We start from the raw sequence: 16,914 nt of genomic DNA, 5'->3' as shown, positions 1-16,914 counted from the left end.
GTTGAGAACGTGAAGCCACTGATCCGGGTAAGCGGCCTGTGCCGCGACTACGACATCACCAAGCGCCGCGAAGGCGTCTGGGGCGGCGTGGTGGATCTCGTGCGCCCGCGCCGCGACACGCTGCGGGCCGTCAACGAGGTGTCCTTCGACATCGAGCCCGGCGAGATGGTGGGCTACATCGGCGCCAACGGCGCCGGCAAGTCCACCACCATCAAGATGCTCACGGGCATCCTCACGCCGACCTCCGGAGAGGTCCGTGTGGGCGGGTTGGTGCCCTATCGCGACCGCCGCCATTACACGCGCCACATCGGCGCCGTATTCGGACAGCGCACCCAGCTCTGGTGGGATCTCGCCGTGGTCGAGTCTTTCCGCCTGCTCAAGAAGATCTACGAGGTCCCCGACGCGGACTACAAGCAGCAGCTAGGCATGCTGCGCGAACTGCTCGCCCTCGACGATTTCATGCACCAGCCAGTACGCAAGCTCTCGCTGGGGCAGCGCATGCGCTGCGACCTGGCGGCCGCCCTGCTGCACAGCCCCCGCCTGCTGTTCCTGGACGAGCCCACCATCGGTCTGGACGTGGTTGCCAAGGAGAGCGTGCGCTCCTTCCTGCGCGACGTGCGCGAACGGCTGGGCACCACCATCCTGTTGACCACGCACGACCTCGGCGACATCCAGCAACTCTGCCGGCGCGTGATCATCATCGATCACGGGATCGTCGTGTTCGACGGCGAGCTCGAGAGCCTGCGTTCGAGCGTGGAGGACCGGGTGCAACTGCACGTCGAACTGCGCGAATCCGCGACCAGCGCCGATCTGGCGGCGGACACCGGCAACCTCCCCGTGACGTGGGGGGAAGCCCGGGGCTTGGTGCACACGGTCGAGTTCAGCCGCCGCGCGGTGAGGGCCGCCGAGGTGATCAAGACCCTGGTCAACATCAGACCGGTCCTCGATCTGCGGCTCGAGGAACAGAGCATCGAGGAGATCGTGCGCGAGATCTATCGCCGCGGCGGGCGGGAGGTCGTCCCCCGTGAGCGGTGAAGCCGTCGGCGCGGCCGCGACCGTGGTCCTGAACCGCTGGCGACGCGGCAGCCGGGCCACGCTGGGCCTCTACGTCCAGTTCATGCGGCTCGCCTTCCTGAAGTTCCTGGCGTACCGGTTGCGCTACTACACGGGTGTCGTCACCTACACGATCTTCGTGGCCGGCAACTACTTCCTGTTTTCCGCCCTCTACGCCAGCCGCCCCGAGGGCGCGGACGCGGCCCTGATCGGCGGCCTCACGCTCGCCCAGATGATAACCTACGTCGTCGTGAGCTGGATCGGCCGCAGCTTCTACTTCAACAACATCGACCGCACTCTCTCGCACCAGGTCGTACAGGGGGAGATCGCGGTACAGTTGATCAAGCCCCTGCATGTGCAGACCATGATGATGAGCGAAGCGATGGGCGAGGCCGCCTTCCGCTTCCTCATGTTCACGCTGCCCATCACCGTGGTCGTCGTGCCGCTGTTCGGGCTGCAGACGCCCTCCGACCCCTCCCTTTACGGTTGGACGCTGCTCAGCTTCCTGCTCGCCTTGCTGGTCAATGCCCAGATCAATTTCCTGGTGGGCTGTCTGGCCTTCCGCCTGCAGAACATCTACGGCGTGATACGCGCCAAGATGGTGATGATGGAGTTTCTGACGGGCGTGCTCATCCCCTTCACGTTCTTTCCCGACTGGGTGCAGACGGTGGTCTCGTGGCTCCCCTTCCAGGCCATCAGCTACATACCGGTGACCATCTTCCTGGGCCTGCGCGAGGGTGCGGATCTGCCCGCCGCCTTGTTGCTGCAGGCCGGCTGGGCGAGCGGCCTCTTCCTGTTCGGGCGCTGGCTGTGGAACCGGTCGGTACGTCAGGTCACGCTGCAGGGGGGATGAGATGAGCAGACGCGACACCGCCACGACGCTGCCGAGACTGGATAACGGCTGGCGGCGGCGTATGCGTGAACCTTGGCGTCAAACAAGCATTTACGCGGCATACTTCGCGCAGTTCCTGAAGACCCGCCTGGCCTACCGCACCGACTTCCTCGTCGATCTGCTGGCCAACCTGGTCTCGCTCGGGATCCAGCTGTCCGTGCTCACGGTCCTGTTCGGCAAGATCACGTCCCTCAAGGGCTGGACCTTCGAGCAGGTGCTGTTCATCTACGGCTTCAGCCTATTGCCCTTGGGGCTCTTCAACCTGGTCAGCATCAACATCTACCGCTTCAGCGAGAGCTACATCATAGAGGGCGATCTCGACCGGGTGCTGCTGCGACCGGTCAATCCCCTCGCCCAGGTCCTGTTCAGCTCCTTCGGCATGGGCGGTCTCAACGAACTCTTCCTGGGCGCGGCGGTGATGATCTACGCCTGTGTAGGACTGGAACTCGCCCCGAACGCGCTCGACGTCCTGCTGCTGGTGCCGCTGGCTGTCGCGGCTTCCCTGGTGTACCTGGGGGTGTTCCTCGGCCTCACGTCGGTTTCGTTCTGGATCGAGGACCGCATGGGATTGGCGCCCCCCGTGTACAACATCATCAGGTTCAGCCGCTACCCGGTGACCATCTTCAGCCCGCTGGTGCGGATCTTCCTGACCTTCGTGCTGCCCTTCGCCTGGGTGGCCTTCTATCCGGCGACCTGGTTCGTCGGCGGCCCCGAATACCACCGGATCGCCATGTTCACCCCGCTGGTGGGTGTGGCAACCTTCGGCCTGGGCTATCTGGTGTGGTTGCGGGGGATTTCGCGCTACGCGAGTACCGGCAGTTGATTCACCCCCCCCCCCCCGGTTCCGATTTGACGGGGGAACCCGACCGGGCCATCTTGTGTATGTATGCGGTCGGTGGTCACGGTTCAGGCTGCTCGAGGAGGAACAGGAGATGTCACGCTCGTTAAGGATCCTGTCTATTCTCACCTTGTCGGTCGTTTCGGCCGCGATAGCGTCCGCCAGCACCTGGGGAGGGCACCACGGCACGATCCACCTGTCGTTCAGCGAGGGGCCGAAATTCGAGCACGTAATGAAGAGCGAACCCCTGCCCGAGCTGGGACTGGTGGTGGACCTCTACGCCGTCCTTACCGACATCCAGCCGATCATCTACAACCACGGGAAGTATCTCAGCGTGGGCGGCTACGAGTTGCAACTGAAGGTCGAGGGCGCGGAATGGGAGATCCTGGCGACCGATTTGCCCGACCAATCCATCAACGTAGGCATGAACAAGGGATGCCTCTACGTGGGCAAGTTCACCGGCATCAAGTTCATCGACGGCAACGCCACACTCGTGCACTGGAGCATCCGGCTGCCGGGCGAGCCCGAGAACGTGGTCTTCAGCCTGGACCCCGCTGGATTGAACAGCTGCGAAGTGCTCATCGGCTGCCCGGACAGCGGCACCCAGGCGCTCTGGACGGGTAGCGGCGCTGCCAAGATGCTCGGTGTCGTCTTCAGCGCCGGCTACATCCCCGCCTATCTCAACTGGAACGGCGAGGAACCCGATCTGACCCCCGTGCGCGGCGAGGTCGACTGGCAGGACACGGGCCTGTTCGCCCTCGAGTGACGCGCCCTCCGCCTGAAAGAACGGCGCCCCGGCCTCAAGGTGGGGGCGCCGTCTTTCCTGGTCCGTCGGGATCAGTGTCCGCCCGAGCAGATCTCCACGAGCACCGAACCCGTCGACTTGGGATGCAGGAAGACGATACGCTTGCCGCCGGCGCCCGCCGCCGGCGTCTCGTCGATCAACTGTAGCCCCGCCGCGCGGCAGTTGCGCAGCGCCGCCTCGATGTCATCCGCAGAGAAGGCGAGATGGTGGAGGCCGGGACCTTTTCTGGCGATGAAGCGGGCGATGTTGCAGTCGTCGTCCAGCGGCTCCAGCAGTTCCACGTGTCCCGCGCCGCCGCCCCGCGACAGCTTCAGGAAGGCCACGCGCACCTTCTCGCGCGGCACCTCCTCGATGCGCTCGAGCTCGAGACCCAGGAGCCCGCTGTACAGCTCCACGGCCTCCTCGAGATCCGGCACCGCGATCCCGATGTGATCCAGGCGGCCGGCCATGCCGGCGGGCAGGGGTATGTCGTTGATGTCCATGATGGCCTCCAGGTGGTCGGTTCGACCTCAAGATAGCACCACCCCCACGAGCTCCAACACCAAACATTCGGTCGAACTCGAGAGCACAACCTAATCGTTTGCATGCGGACTTGTGTGACTTATGATCGAGTGGATACTCGGGCCGATGTTCCTGCGATCCTCTGGCAGCCAATTCGGGAGGCATCATGTTGGATCCACGTCACGTCGCTCTCGCCCGGCAGCTGGTGGGCTACAGCATCACCGTCCAGCCCGGCGAGGTCGTCTACCTCGAACTGAAGGGACTCGAGACCCTGGACCTCGGCCGGCAGATAATACGCGCCGTCACCGAGGCGGGAGGCGTACCCTTCTGGTACTACAACGACGAGGACGTGTCGCGGTCCTTCGTCAAGCACGCCGGCGAGAAGCAGTTCTCCCTGTGGGCCCAGTTCCACAAGCGCATCATGCAGGACGCCGACTGCTACATCGCCATCCGCGGCAGCAGCAATCCCTTCGATCACCGGGATGTCGCTGCCGACCGCATGAAATGGTACAACCAGGCATACTGGGACGAGGTCCATTCGGTGCGCGTCAACGAGAAGAAGTGGGTGGTGCTGCGCTACCCCAATCCGAGCATGGCCATCCAGGCCGAGGCCCCGACCGAGAGCTTCGAGGACTTCTACTTCCAGGTCTGCGGCTTCGACTACGCGCGCATGAGCGCGGCCATGGATCCCCTCAAGGAGCTGCTCGAACGCACCGACAGGGTGGAGCTGTCCGGCCCCGGCACCGACCTGAGTTTCAGCATCAAGGGCCTAGGCGCGGTCAAGTGTGACGGCCACCGCAACGTGCCCGACGGCGAGGTCTACTCCTGTCCGGTACGCGATTCGGTGAACGGCGTGATCACCTACAACGCGGCCTCGATGCGCGACAGCGTGCTGTTCAAGAACATCCGTTTCGAATGCAGGGACGGCAAGATCGTCGCGGCCACCTGCGACGGCGACGTCGCGAAGCTGAACGAGATCCTCGACTCCGACGAGGGCGCCCGTTACTTCGGCGAATTCGCCCTCGGCGTCAATCCCTTCATCACCGAGCCCATGCTCGACACGCTCTTCGACGAGAAGATCGGCGGCTCCTTCCACCTGACCCCGGGCGCCGCCTACGCCGCCACGGACAACGGCAACAAGTCCGCGGTGCACTGGGATCTGGTCAGCATCCAGACCCCCGCCTGGGGAGGCGGGGAGATCCGCTTCGACGGCGTGAAGGTGCGCGAGGACGGGCTTTTCGTGCTGCCGGAGCTGGAGGGTCTGAATCCCGAGAACCTGACGCGCTGACGACGGCTGCGGCGAGGGGGTGACCGCACGCTCCCTCCGGGGCTTCCTCGCCGCCGTTCGCTCAGTCGGCCGCCGGCTCGATCCGCAGCAAGCCGTCGCCCACGTTCACGGACTGGCCGGCGGCGACCTTGAGTTCGGCCACGATGCCGTCCACGGGCGCCGCGATCTCGTTCTGCATCTTCATGGCCTCGAGCACCAGCAGGGTGTCCCCCTTGGCGACGACCTGACCCTCCGACACGTTGATCGCGACGACCAGGCCGGGGATCTCCACGTTCACGACGCCGTCGCCTCCCGCGGTTGTCTTCGTTTCCAGCGCCAGGGCGCGCAGTTCGTCCATCACGGTCAGATCCACGGCGTAGCCGTCGACGCTGGCCGCCACGGCGCCGATCGCCTCGCCCGGGGTGAGGTCCACCAGGTGCATGCGGCCGTCGATGCGCAGCGACAGGGCGCCGCCGCCGTGCAGCAACTCGGCGTCGATCTCGCGCAGTTCCCCGTCGTCGATCTGGACGGCCAACCGGCCGTCGTCGCGGGCCAGGATGGCGGTGTACTGCGCCGCGCCGATGTTCAGGACGTACTTCTTCTTCATCCACATGCGCTGCTCCTACCTGTTGCCGGTCATGCGCCGCAGGGCGTCCAGGCGCCAGTTGCTGCCGGCCGGTGCGCCCTCGCCGCGTGCGACCGGGGCGGATCGGCGGTTTTCCTCGTAGACGGCGGCCGCTGCGATCAAGGCCTCGGTCTGCTCCTCGCTCAACGGGGTGCGATACGTTTCGGGATCGAAGCGGTCGCCCACGAAATCGGTGGTGTAGCTGCCGTCTGCGAACTCGGGCTGTCCGAGGGCCCAGACATGGAAGGGCAGATTGTGCCCGGGGCCGTGCAGGATGAACGTGCGCAGCGCGCGGCGGCCGCGGGCGATGGCCTGGCCGCGGTCCTCGCCCCAGATCACGAGCTTGGCCAGCAGGGGGTCGTAGTGGATGGGCACGTCGAAGCCCTGGTAGATGCCGGTGTCCAACCTGACGCCGGGACCCGACGGGGGATTGTAGGTCGTGATCCTGCCGATGCTGGGCGCGAAGTTGCGGCCGGGATCCTCGGCATAGACGCGGAATTCGATGGCCCAGCCGCGCTGGGAAAGCTCTTCCTGCGCGTAGGGGATGCCGTCTCCGGCGGCGATGTGAAGTTGCGCCCGGACCAGGTCCGTGCCGGTGACCATCTCCGTGATCGGATGCTCCACCTGCAGCCGCGTGTTCATCTCCAGGAAGAAGAACTCCCCCTGGTCCGACAGGATGAACTCGACGGTCCCCGCGCCCCGGTAGTCCACCGATTCGGCCGTGCGTACGGCGGCGGCGCAGATCCGCTCCCGCAGCTCGGGCGTCAGGCTCGGCGACGGGGATTCCTCGATCACCTTCTGGTGCCGGCGCTGCACGGAGCATTCGCGTTCGAAGACGTGGATGGCCTTGCCCTCGCCGTCGCCGAGTACCTGCACTTCGATGTGCTTGGGATTCTCGATGTAGCGCTCGACGAACACCGCATCGTCGCCGAAGGCCGATCTGGCCTCGCCCATGGTCTGCCGCAGGGCCGAGGCGATCTCTTCTCCGTCGCGAACGATGCGCATGCCTTTGCCGCCGCCGCCCGCGGCAGCCTTGAGCAGGACGGGATAGCCGATCTCCGCGGCGGCCGCGGCGGCCGCGTCGGGATCGCGCACCGCGGCCTCGGTGCCGGGGATCACGGGCACGCCGCTGTCCATCATCAGGCGGCGCGCCGACAGCTTGTTGCCCATGAGCTCGATGGAGTCGCCGGTGGGGCCGATGAAGACGATGTCGGCCGCGTCGCAGGCGCGGGCGAAACCTGCGTTCTCGCTCAGGAAGCCGTAACCGGGGTGGATGGCGTCGGCGCCGCAGGCGCGGGCGGTCTCGATGATCCGCTCGCCGAGCAGGTAGCTCTCGGTCGCTGGCGCGGGGCCGATGGGGTAGGCCTCGTCGGCCAGCAGGACGTGCAGGGCGGTGCGGTCCGGCTCGCTGTAGACGGCGACGGCCGTGATGCCCAGCTCGCGCAGACCGGTCACGACGCGCACGGCGATCTCGCCGCGGTTCGCCACCAGGACCTTGCTGATCTTCTTGCTCATCGTGCGGGCTCCTACGTTGCGCTCAGAGGGGGATGTTGCCGTGTTTCTTGGCCGGCAGCTCCTGCTTCTTGTTGCGCAGGTTGTGCAGGGCCCTGATCAGCAGCCGGCGGGTCTGGGACGGCTCGATCACGTCGTCGAGATAGCCCAGGCCCGCGGCGATGTAGGGATTGGCGAAGCGGGCCGTGAAATCGTCGACCAGCTCCTTGCGCAGACCGTCGGGATCGTCGGCCCGGCCGAGCTCCTCGCGATGCAGGATGTTCACGGCGCCCTCGGGGCCCATGACCGCGAGTTCGGAGCTGGGCCAGGCGACGTTCCAGTCGCCGCGGATGTGCTTGCTGCTCATGACGTCGTAGGCGCCGCCATAGGCCTTGCGCGTGATCACAGTGAGCTTGGGTACCGTCGCCTCGCAGTAGGCGTACAGGAGCTTGGCGCCGTGCTTGATGATCCCGCCGAATTCCTGTCCGGTGCCGGGCAGGAAACCGGGCACGTCCTCGAAGGTGACAAGCGGCACGTTGAAACAGTCGCAGGTGCGGATGAAGCGGGCCGCCTTCTGGGAGGAGTCGATGTCCAGTACGCCGGCGCTCACCTTGGGCTGGTTGGCGATCACGCCGATCGGCATGCCGTCCAGACGCGCGAAACCGCAGATGATGTTCATGGCGTAGCGGGGCTGGATCTCCAGGAACTCGGCCTCGTCCACCACGAGTCGGATGATTTCGTGCATGTCGTAGGGTTTGCGCGGATCGTCGGGCACGATGCCGTTGAGCTTTTCCTCGATGCGGTCCGGGGCGTCCTTGGTCGGACGCACGGGCGCCTCCTCGAGGTTGTTCTGGGGCAGGTAGCCGAGAAGGCGGCGGGTGAGCAGCAGGCAGTCCTGGTCGCTGTCGGCCATCATGTGCGCGACGCCGCTCCTGGTGGAGTGCGTGTCGGCGCCGCCGAGCTCCTCGAAGGTCACGTCCTCGTTGGTGACCATCTTGATGACGTTGGGCCCGGTCACGAACATGTAGCTGGTCTTGTCCACCATCAGGGTGAAGTCGGTGATGGCCGGGGAGTAGACCGCCCCGCCGGCGCAGGGGCCGAGGATGGCGGAAATCTGGGGGATCACGCCCGAGGCCATTGTGTTGCGCCAGAAGATCTCCGCGTAGCCGGCGAGGGACTTGACGCCCTCCTGGATGCGCGCGCCGCCGCTGTCGTTCAGGCCGATCACGGGACAGCCGTTCTCCAGCGCCTGGTCCATCAGGCGGCAGATCTTCAGGGCGTTGCTCTCGCTCATGCTGCCGCCGAAGACGGTGAAGTCCTGGGCGAAGACGTAGACCTGACGGCCGTCGATGCGGCCGACGCCGGTGACGATGCCGTCCCCGACCGGCTGCTCCCCGTCGATGGTCGGCTCGCGATGGGTGACGAAGACACCGGTTTCGAGAAACGAACCCTCGTCGAGCAGGAGGTGTATGCGTTCGCGGGCGGTCAGGCGCCCCTTCTCGTGGATGCGGTCGATGCGTTCCTGCCCGCCGCCGAGATACGCCTTCTGGCGCAGCTCGTTCAAGCGGTTGAGCTTGTCCTCGAAGGTCTCGGACATGTCTTGCCTCTTCGCTGGTTGGGGGGTTGGTCCGGATCAGCGGGATAGGGTACCGCAGGCGCGCACCGGGGGTCAACCTGCGATGCGTCGAGAGGTGACGAATGCGCAAATATCCGCATCACCGGGGCGGCGCGCCGGGACCATGCCGGATTCCCTGGTTCTCAGCCCGGAGGGTGTCTGCTACCATACGCGGACCGTACATGTCAGCGTGGACGACGAGACGAACCCTAGGAGCACCCATGGCCTACAAGACACTTCTGCTGGACGTCAGTGACGGCATCGCCCTGGTCACGATCAACCGCCCCGACAAGATGAACGCCCTGAACGCCGAGCTGGTCGGCGAGTTGCACGACTGTTTCGGCGCGCTGCGAAGGGACGACGCCGCGCGCGTCGTGATCCTGACCGGCGCGGGGGACAAGGCGTTCGTGGCCGGCGCAGATATCGGCGAGCTGGCGGATGTCTCCGGACCGGAGCTGGAACGTCTGGCTGAACGCGGTCAGTCCCTGATGTGGAACATCGAAAACCTGGGCAAGCCAGTGATCGCGGCGGTGAACGGATTCGCGCTGGGCGGCGGCTGCGAGCTGGCGCTGGCCTGCACCTTCCGCTATGCGTCGGAGAACGCGAAGCTCGGCCTGCCCGAGGTGACGCTGGGACTGATCCCGGGTTACGGCGGCACGCAGCGGCTACCGCGTCTGGTGGGGCGAGGGATCGCCGCGGAGATGATCCTGACCGGCGGCATGGTCGACGCCGCGGAGGCCGCCCGCATCGGCTTGGTGAACATGGTCTTCAAGCCGGAGAAACTTCTCGATGCGGCGCGGAACACCGCCGCCGCCATCGCCACCCGCTCGGGCGCCACGCTCCGCTACGCGCTGAAGGCGATGGGCGAAGGGTCGAACATGTCGCTCGACGCGGGTTGCCGCCTCGAGGCGGGGCTCTTCGGCGTGGTGGGATCGCTCGCCGACGCCAAGGAGGGCTGCCGGGCCTTCCTCGAGAAGCGCAAACCGGCGTTCGAGGATCGTTGACGCCCGTGCGGGGCGGGAATCATCCTTTGCCGGGCGAAAGGCGTTTACTATCTTTGCCGGGTGGCGGGATCCCATAAGACTCGAGGAGATCAGGATGACCGAAACCCTCCGGAAGACAGAGCCCTTCCTCGAGATCAACGGGGAATTATGCAAGGGCTGCAAGCTCTGCATCGACGTCTGCCCCAAGCATGTCATCAGCATCAGCGACAAGCTCAACGGCTCCAGCTACCATCCGGCTTATTACCTCGGGCACGACTGCACGGGCTGCGCCCTCTGCTTCTACGCCTGCCCCGAGCCGGCGGCCATCCGCGTCGTCAAACCGTGACCCTCATCCTGCAGGAGACCGGACATGTCCAGAAAGTTCATGAAAGGGAACGACGCCATCGTGACCGGGGCCTTGCAGGCCGGCTGCGTGGCGTATTACGGATACCCCATCACGCCGGCCAGTGAGATCGCGCACGCCGCGGCCCTGCATTTCCCGGCCCTCGGCGGTACCTTCATACAGGCAGAGAGCGAGATCGCGGCCATCAACATGGTCTACGGCACCGCCGGCATGGGCATCCGCACCATGACCGCCTCGTCGAGTCCCGGCTTCTCGCTCAAGCAGGAGGGGCTGAGCTACCTCGCCGGTGCGGAATTACCCTGCGTCGTGGTGAACGTGGTGCGCGGCGGACCCGGTCTGGGCAACATCGCCCCGGAGCAGGGCGACTACTTCCAGGTGACCAAGGGCGGCGGCCACGGCAATTACCGCCTGATCGCCTTGGCGCCCAACTGCGCCCAGGAGATGTGCGACCTCACCATGCTCGCCTTCGATCTGGCCGACAAGTACCGCAACCCCGCCTGCCTGATGGCCGACGGCTTCACCGGCCAGATGATGGAGCCGGTGGATGTGCCGGAGGCGCGTACCGTGCCCTTCGACCATACCGACTGGTGCGTGCGGGGCACGCCCGAGACGCACCGCAACCTGATCAGCTCGATCTTCCTGGAGCCCGAGGTGCTGGAGGCGCACAACCTCAAGCTCGACGCCAAGTACAAGGAGATCGAGCGGAACGAGGTCCGCTTCGAGGAATACCGGACGGAGGACGCCGACCTGATCATCGTCGCCTACGGCATCCTCTCGCGCATCGTCTACTCGACGGTCGACCAGGCGCGGACCGCCGGCAAGAAGGTCGGTCTGCTGAGGCCGATCACCCTGTGGCCCTATCCCAGCGAGATCCTAGCCAAGCATGCCGAGCGCGACGTGCAGTTCCTCTCGGTGGAGCTGAGCACGGGCCAGATGGTCGAGGACGTTAAGCTGGCGGTCGAGGGCAGGGCACCGGTCCACTTCTACGGCCGCTGCGGCGGCATGGTGCCGGGTGCGGGAGAGCTGCTCGCGGAATACGACAGGATACTGGAAGGAGGCCGGTCATGAAAATCTTCGAGAAGCCGAAATCCTTCTACCCCGAGTTCGAGCGCAAGAGCGGTCCCCACAAGGAGACCACCCACTACTGTCCCGGCTGCGGGCACGGCAACGTCCACAAGATGATCGCCGAGGCGATGGACGACCTGGGCATCAACGAGCGGGCCGTCTTCGTCTCGCCCGTGGGGTGCTCGGTGTTCGGGTACTACTACTTCGACTGCGGCAATTTCCAGGCGGCCCACGGACGCGCGCCCGCGGTGGCCACGGGCATCAAGCGGGCCAACCCGGACTCGATCGTCATCTCCTACCAGGGCGACGGCGACCTGGCAGCCATCGGCACCGCCGAGACCATCCACGCGGCCAACCGGGGCGAGAACATCACGGTCTTCTTCGTCAACAATGCCATCTACGGCATGACCGGCGGCCAGATGGCGCCGACGACTATGATCGGGCAGAAGACGACCACCACGCCGCTCGGCCGTCAGGAAGATGTCCACGGCAACCCGATCCGCATGGCCGAGATCATCGCCACGCTGCCCGCCGCCACCTACGTGGAGCGCGTGGCCATCGGCAACTCGAAACACATCATGAAAGCCCGCAAGGCTATCCGCAAGGCCCTGACCAACCAGGTGGAGAACCGCGGATACAGCTTCGTGGAGATCCTCTCGACCTGTCCCACGGGCTGGAAGATGGACGGCCCCGACGCGCGCGACTGGTTGCTCGAGGAGATGACCAAGATCTTCCCGCTGGGCGTCCTCAAGGACGAATCCGCGGACCGCGAGGGCGAGTGGTACCGTCCGGTGGAGCCTTTCCGGCCCGAGAAGGTCAACGCCTATCTGGGCGCGGGCGACGCCGAGGAAATCGAGGCGACCGTGACCCTGACCCGGGACCTGAAGTGCAAGTGCGCCGGGTTCGGCGGCCAGGGCATCCTGACCCTGGGCCTCTTCCTGGCCCAGGTGGGCATGCGGGCCAAGCTGCACGCGAGCTGGATTCCCTCCTACGGTCCCGAGATGCGCGGCGGCACGGCCAACTGTTCCGTCAACATCTCGGAGACCCGGATCGGCACGCCCCTGGTGGACAAACCCAACGCGCTGGTCGTGATGAACCAGCCGTCGCTCGACGCGTTCGAGAAGGACGTCGAGGATGGCGGGACGATCCTGGTCGATACCGGGATCGTCGAGGGCCGGCCCGACGCCGACCGTCTCAACGTGGTCCTCATCCCGGCGACCGAGATCGCCGACGAGGTAGGCACGCCCAAGATCGCCAACGTGGTGATGCTCGGCGCCCTGTGCGCCGCCACCGGCGCTTTCGACCTCGACTTCGTGGAGCAGACGCTGCGTGCGGTCGTGAAGAAGAAGAACCTGGTGGAAATGAACATCACCGCGCTCAAGCTTGGCTACGCCCATGTGCGCGGCGACAGCTAGCCGCGTCGCGTCACCGCAACGATAACGCCCCCGGTAGACGCCGGGGGCGGAGCCACTCCCGGAGGTCCCGGTCATGATCATCGGCATCCCCCGCGAGCACGTCGACGACGAGAAGCGCGTCGGCCTCTCGCCCGCGGCTGTGCATACCCTCGTACAGCTCGGGCACGAGATCCAAGTCGAGCAGGGGGCCGGAGCCGGCAGCGGTTTCTCGGACGATGCGTACCGGTCGGCAGGCGCCGTGATCGCGCATTGCACCGAGGAGGTCTACGGCCGCAGCGACCTGCTGGTGAAGGTCCAGTACCCGACGCCGGGAGAGCACGGCTGGTTGCGCCAGGACCAGATCCTCATGGCCTATCTGCACCTGCCGACCCGCGAGGCCGGCTTGAGGCAGATCCTCCTCGAGCGGTCCTGCAGCGCCGTGGATTACGCCGCCGTCGCGCTGGCCGACGGCACCGCGCCCGTGCTGGCCAGCATGTCGCGCATCGCGGGACGCATGGTGCCGCAGATCGCCGCCCGCTACCTCCAGGCCGATCACGGCGGCAAGGGCATCCTGCTCGGCGGCCTCCCGGCGGTGCCTCCCGCGGAAGCCGTGGTCCTGGGCGGCGGCGTGGCCGGCCGCAACGCCGCGCGCGCCCTGCTCGGCTGCGGTGCCCGCGTGACCCTGCTGGACGTGGACTACGATCTGCTGCGTGAATTGCACTGGCACTTCGAGGGCCAGGTCACCACCTACATCACCAGCCCCTACACGCTCGCCAAGGTGCTGTGTTTCGCCGACGTGGTGGTGGGCGCGGTCCGGATCCGGGAGGGGCGCGCGCCCGTCGTGGTCGATAGCGGCCAGGTCGAGAACCTGCGCGAGGGAAGCGTCGTCATCGATCTGTCCATCGATCAGGGCGGGTGTTTCGAGAGCAGCCGTCCCACGCGCCTGAGCGATCCGACCTACATCCGGCACGGCATCACCCATTTCTGCGTGCCCAACGTGCCGAGTCTCGTCGCGCGCACCGCGACCCACGCGCTCAGCATCGCTGTCCTGCCCTACGTCTCGCGCATCGCCGAGGAGGGCCTGGAGACCGCCGTGGACTCCGATTCCGCCCTGCGGCGGGGGACGGGCATCATCGCGGGACGCCCCGCGGATCCGTATCTCGCCGGCGACGGCGCGCAGAGCGGAGGCTCGGCATGACCTGGCTGGAAGACTATCGGGCCAAACGCACCACCGCCGCCGAGGCGGCGAGGATCGTCGAGTCCGGCGACACGGTCTACCTGGGCGCCGGTTGCGCCGTCCCCAAATCGCTGATGGATGCGCTGGTGCAGCGCGGTCCGGAACTCGACGACGTGGAGATCATCCACATCCTGACCACCGGTCCCGCCGACTACGTGGCGCCGGGCATGGAGGGGCACTTCCGCTGCAACGCCATGTTCGTGGGGCCGAACGTGCGGCAGGCCGTGAACGAGGGCCGCGCCGACTACATCCCGGTCCACCTCCATCAGGTGCCGGATCTCTTCCGCACCTCCCACCGGCCCGACGTGGCCTTCGTCCAGGTCTCGCCGCCCGACGAGCACGGGTTCTGCAGCTTCGGCATCGAGGTCGGGGTGACCAAGTGCGCGGCGCTGGCGTCGAAGGCCATCGTGGCCGAGGTGAACCGGCAGATGCCCCGCACCCTCGGCGACAGCTTCGTGCACGTGTCGAAGCTCCAGGCCTGTGTCGAGGTCGACCGGCGCCTGGATACCTACGCGGGCGCCCGCCTGGACGAGGTCCAGCAGAAGATCGGCTGCCACGTCGCCGGGCTGATCGAGGACGGCGACTGTCTGCAGCTTGGCATCGGCGGCATTCCCGACTCGCTCATCCGCTGCCTCGAGGGCAAGTCGGACCTGGGGGTGCACACGGAGATGTTCAGCAACGGTCTGCTCGACCTGATCGAATGCGGCATCGTCACCTGCGAGAAGAAGAACTTCCATCCCGGCAAGGTCGTCGCCGGCTTCATCCTGGGCGACCAGCGGCTCTACGACTTCGTGCACGACAACGCCATGATAGAATTCCATCCCACCGATTACGTGAACCACCCCGTGAACATCGCTCGCAACGACCAGATGGTGGCCGTCAACGCGGCCCTGCAGGTGGATCTGACCGGACAGGTATGTGCCGATTCGCTGGGCCCGTACATCTACTCGGGCTTCGGAGGACAGGTCGATTTCATGCGCGGCGCGGCCATGAGCAAGCGCGGCCGGCCGATCTCGGCCCTGCCCTCCACCGCGCGCCGGGGCGAGGTATCGCGGATCGTGCCCATGCTGAGCGAAGGCGCGGGCGTCGTCACCACACGCGCCGACGTCCATCACGTGGTGACCGAGCACGGTGCTGCCCATCTCTACGGTCGCAACGTGCGCGAGCGGGCGCGGGCTCTGATCGACATCGCCGAGCCGAAGTTCCAGGAGGAACTTGAGCGCGCGGCCGGCGAACGGCAGATATTCGGCCGCAACTGGCCCGGCGCCGACTTGGCCTGACGCGCAATCTGTCATTCCGCCCTTGACATATTGTCAATTCATCGACAAATTGTCCTCCGGCATGTTCCCCCCATCATCGGAGGCTCTCCTTGTCGCAAAGTACCGCCGTTTCGCCCGACGGGGCGACCATCCTCATCGTGGACGACGAGCCCGAGCTGTGTCAGGCCCTGTCGCGGCTGCTCACCCGCAACGGATACCGGACCCGCATCGCCGGCAACGGCGAAGCGGGTCTCGAGATCTTGCGCAGCGAGGAGGTGCCGCTCGTCCTGACGGATCTGATGATGCCCGGGATGAACGGTGTGGAGCTATTGAAGGCCGCCAAGGTGGTGTCGCCGACCACCGAAGTGGTCATCATCACGGGTCACGGAACCATCGAGACGGCGGTCGAGGCCATGAAGATGGGCGCTTATGATTTCGTGGAGAAACCTTTCACGACGACCCTCACCCTCAATGTCGTCCGCAAGGCCCTGGAGAAGCAGCAGCTCCTGGCCGAGAACCTGCAGTTGCGGCGCCTGCTGAAGGACGGTGATGCCCGCGAGAGCGTCATCGCCGGCAGCGAGGTCATGCGCAGGACCATCGAAACGGCCCGGCAGGTGGCACCGAGCCGCAGCACGATCCTCTTGACGGGGGAGAGCGGCACGGGCAAGGAGGTCCTGGCCAACGCCATCCACCGCTGGAGCGAGCGGGCCGGCCGCCCCCTGGTGAAGTTGAGCTGCGCGGCGTTACCCGAGACCCTGCTGGAAGCCGAGCTCTTCGGCTACGAGCGGGGCGCCTTCACGGGCGCCACCGCGCGCCGGCAGGGCCGTTTCGAGGCCGCCCACCGCGGCACGTTGTTTCTGGACGAGGTGGGGGAGATGCCGTCGGCGGTCCAGGTCAAGCTGCTGCGCGTGCTCCAGGTGGGCGAGTTCGAGCGCCTGGGCAGCAGCGCTCCCATCCAGACCGATGTGCGCGTCATCGCCGCCACCAACGCCGACCTCGAGCAGCTGGTCGCCGACGGCGCCTTCCGCGAGGATCTCTTCTATCGCCTCAACGTCATCAACATCGAGATACCGCCGCTGCGCGTGCGCGGCGGGGACGTGGAACTGCTCTCGCACGCCTTTCTGGAGCAGGTCTGCGAGAAGAACCACAAGGACATCAAGGGCTTCACGCGCGAGGCGCGCGAGGCGCTCGGACGCTACGACTGGCCCGGCAACGTAAGGGAGCTGGAGAACTGCGTGGAGCGCGCGGCCGTCCTGTGCCGCGGCGACGTGATCGGCGTGGATTTGCTCCCCAGGACGGTCCGGGCGGGCCGGAGATCCGGAGGGGCGGTCACAATCCCGATCGGCACGCCGCTGCGCGACGCCGAGATGGAACTGATACAGGCCACGCTCGATGGCTGCGGCGGCGACAAGGAAACCGCCGCGCGCATCCTGGGCATCGCTTCCCGGACCATATATCGTAAGATCAAGTAGTTCCGCCGGTCCGCCGCGCGTCTCCAGCGGCATTGCTTGACCCTATCCGGGGG

General features: G+C 66.3%; 15 protein-coding genes and 1 pseudogene. 12 read left to right on the top strand and 4 right to left on the bottom strand.

The genetic code is table 11. The features are described 5' to 3' along the window. Positions 1-9: 9 nt before the first annotated feature. From KJ554_10345 to KJ554_10330, 4 genes are all read left to right on the top strand, one after another. Positions 10-1,035: an ATP-binding cassette domain-containing protein gene (locus KJ554_10345; protein MBU0742733.1), complete on the top strand. Its 1,026-nt coding sequence runs from the start codon at positions 10-12 to the stop codon at positions 1,033-1,035. Then, positions 1,025-1,906, top strand: coding sequence for an ABC-2 family transporter protein (locus tag KJ554_10340; protein MBU0742732.1), 882 nt, complete (start codon positions 1,025-1,027; stop codon positions 1,904-1,906). The genes KJ554_10345 and KJ554_10340 overlap by 11 nt, the downstream gene beginning before the upstream one ends. 1 nt (position 1,907) lies before the next feature. Continuing rightward, positions 1,908-2,768, top strand: coding sequence for an ABC-2 family transporter protein (locus KJ554_10335; GenBank protein ID MBU0742731.1), 861 nt, complete (start codon positions 1,908-1,910; stop codon positions 2,766-2,768). Positions 2,769-2,877: 109 nt separating this feature from the next. Then, complete coding sequence (locus KJ554_10330) at positions 2,878-3,549, top strand: hypothetical protein (protein ID MBU0742730.1); 672 nt, start codon at positions 2,878-2,880, stop codon at positions 3,547-3,549. A gap of 71 nt (positions 3,550-3,620) precedes the next feature. Here KJ554_10330 and mce read toward each other — a convergent pair whose 3' ends face one another. Continuing rightward, positions 3,621-4,037, bottom strand: a complete 417-nt coding sequence (gene mce / locus KJ554_10325) for a methylmalonyl-CoA epimerase (protein MBU0742729.1) — start codon at positions 4,035-4,037, stop codon at positions 3,621-3,623. 218 nt (positions 4,038-4,255) lie between these two features. On the opposite strand from mce, the gene KJ554_10320 reads away from it, so the two are divergent. Next, positions 4,256-5,377: an aminopeptidase gene (locus tag KJ554_10320; protein ID MBU0742728.1), complete on the top strand. Its 1,122-nt coding sequence runs from the start codon at positions 4,256-4,258 to the stop codon at positions 5,375-5,377. A gap of 61 nt (positions 5,378-5,438) precedes the next feature. Here KJ554_10320 and KJ554_10315 read toward each other — a convergent pair whose 3' ends face one another. The 3 genes from KJ554_10315 to KJ554_10305 all read right to left on the bottom strand — a co-directional run bounded on the left by KJ554_10315 (position 5,439) and on the right by KJ554_10305 (position 9,069). Beyond that, entirely contained in the window at positions 5,439-5,798 is a 360-nt protein-coding gene (locus KJ554_10315; GenBank protein ID MBU0742727.1) for a biotin/lipoyl-binding protein, read from the bottom strand. A 180-nt stretch (positions 5,799-5,978) separates the two neighbouring features. Continuing rightward, complete coding sequence (locus tag KJ554_10310) at positions 5,979-7,496, bottom strand: acetyl-CoA carboxylase biotin carboxylase subunit (GenBank protein MBU0742726.1); 1,518 nt, start codon at positions 7,494-7,496, stop codon at positions 5,979-5,981. A 22-nt stretch (positions 7,497-7,518) separates the two neighbouring features. Beyond that, positions 7,519-9,069 carry an acyl-CoA carboxylase subunit beta gene (locus KJ554_10305; GenBank protein ID MBU0742725.1) on the bottom strand — a complete coding sequence of 517 codons (1,551 nt, stop codon included), beginning with the start codon at positions 9,067-9,069 and terminating at the stop codon, positions 7,519-7,521. 239 nt (positions 9,070-9,308) lie between these two features. On the opposite strand from KJ554_10305, the gene KJ554_10300 reads away from it, so the two are divergent. From KJ554_10300 to KJ554_10270, 7 genes and pseudogenes are all read left to right on the top strand, one after another. Continuing rightward, positions 9,309-10,091 carry an enoyl-CoA hydratase/isomerase family protein gene (locus KJ554_10300; protein MBU0742724.1) on the top strand — a complete coding sequence of 261 codons (783 nt, stop codon included), beginning with the start codon at positions 9,309-9,311 and terminating at the stop codon, positions 10,089-10,091. A 94-nt stretch (positions 10,092-10,185) separates the two neighbouring features. Beyond that, on the top strand, positions 10,186-10,416 hold the full coding sequence (locus KJ554_10295) for a 4Fe-4S dicluster domain-containing protein (GenBank protein MBU0742723.1): 231 nt from the start codon (positions 10,186-10,188) through the stop codon (positions 10,414-10,416). A 24-nt stretch (positions 10,417-10,440) separates the two neighbouring features. Then, positions 10,441-11,502, top strand: a complete 1,062-nt coding sequence (locus KJ554_10290; GenBank protein MBU0742722.1) for a 3-methyl-2-oxobutanoate dehydrogenase subunit VorB — start codon at positions 10,441-10,443, stop codon at positions 11,500-11,502. Next, complete coding sequence (locus KJ554_10285) at positions 11,499-12,914, top strand: 2-oxoacid:acceptor oxidoreductase family protein (protein ID MBU0742721.1); 1,416 nt, start codon at positions 11,499-11,501, stop codon at positions 12,912-12,914. The genes KJ554_10290 and KJ554_10285 overlap by 4 nt, the downstream gene beginning before the upstream one ends. Before the next feature lie 73 nt (positions 12,915-12,987). After that, positions 12,988-14,091 (top strand): alanine dehydrogenase, encoded by a 1,104-nt coding sequence (locus tag KJ554_10280; protein MBU0742720.1) that lies wholly within the window; start codon positions 12,988-12,990, stop codon positions 14,089-14,091. After that, positions 14,088-15,410: a 4-hydroxybutyrate CoA-transferase gene (locus tag KJ554_10275; GenBank protein ID MBU0742719.1), complete on the top strand. Its 1,323-nt coding sequence runs from the start codon at positions 14,088-14,090 to the stop codon at positions 15,408-15,410. The genes KJ554_10280 and KJ554_10275 overlap by 4 nt, the downstream gene beginning before the upstream one ends. An 89-nt stretch (positions 15,411-15,499) precedes the next feature. Next, a pseudogene (locus KJ554_10270) lies at positions 15,500-16,901 on the top strand (sigma-54 dependent transcriptional regulator). Positions 16,902-16,914: the final 13 nt, after the last annotated feature.

This window comes from bacterium, assembly GCA_018814885.1.
Taxonomy (GTDB): Bacteria; Krumholzibacteriota; Krumholzibacteriia; order LZORAL124-64-63; family LZORAL124-64-63; genus JAHIYU01.
The sequence above is the reverse complement of the archived record's forward strand: the minus strand, read 5'-3'. Positions and strand labels throughout refer to the sequence as shown.

Excerpts from the sequence above, each read along its gene's own strand:
- KJ554_10285 (MBU0742721.1), top strand. The coding sequence starts at position 11,499 with ATGAAAATCTTCGAGAAGCCGAAATCCTTCTACCCCGAGTTCGAGCGC.
- KJ554_10330 (MBU0742730.1), top strand. The coding sequence starts at position 2,878 with ATGTCACGCTCGTTAAGGATCCTGTCTATTCTCACCTTGTCGGTCGTT.
- KJ554_10315 (MBU0742727.1), bottom strand. The coding sequence starts at position 5,798 with ATGCACCTGGTGGACCTCACCCCGGGCGAGGCGATCGGCGCCGTGGCG.
- KJ554_10275 (MBU0742719.1), top strand. The coding sequence starts at position 14,088 with ATGACCTGGCTGGAAGACTATCGGGCCAAACGCACCACCGCCGCCGAG.
- KJ554_10310 (MBU0742726.1), bottom strand. The coding sequence starts at position 7,496 with ATGAGCAAGAAGATCAGCAAGGTCCTGGTGGCGAACCGCGGCGAGATC.
- KJ554_10290 (MBU0742722.1), top strand. The coding sequence starts at position 10,441 with ATGTCCAGAAAGTTCATGAAAGGGAACGACGCCATCGTGACCGGGGCC.
- KJ554_10305 (MBU0742725.1), bottom strand. The coding sequence starts at position 9,069 with ATGTCCGAGACCTTCGAGGACAAGCTCAACCGCTTGAACGAGCTGCGC.
- KJ554_10295 (MBU0742723.1), top strand. The coding sequence starts at position 10,186 with ATGACCGAAACCCTCCGGAAGACAGAGCCCTTCCTCGAGATCAACGGG.
- mce (MBU0742729.1), bottom strand. The coding sequence starts at position 4,037 with ATGGCCGGCCGCCTGGATCACATCGGGATCGCGGTGCCGGATCTCGAG.
- KJ554_10320 (MBU0742728.1), top strand. The coding sequence starts at position 4,256 with ATGTTGGATCCACGTCACGTCGCTCTCGCCCGGCAGCTGGTGGGCTAC.
- KJ554_10300 (MBU0742724.1), top strand. The coding sequence starts at position 9,309 with ATGGCCTACAAGACACTTCTGCTGGACGTCAGTGACGGCATCGCCCTG.
- KJ554_10280 (MBU0742720.1), top strand. The coding sequence starts at position 12,988 with ATGATCATCGGCATCCCCCGCGAGCACGTCGACGACGAGAAGCGCGTC.
- KJ554_10335 (MBU0742731.1), top strand. The coding sequence starts at position 1,908 with ATGAGCAGACGCGACACCGCCACGACGCTGCCGAGACTGGATAACGGC.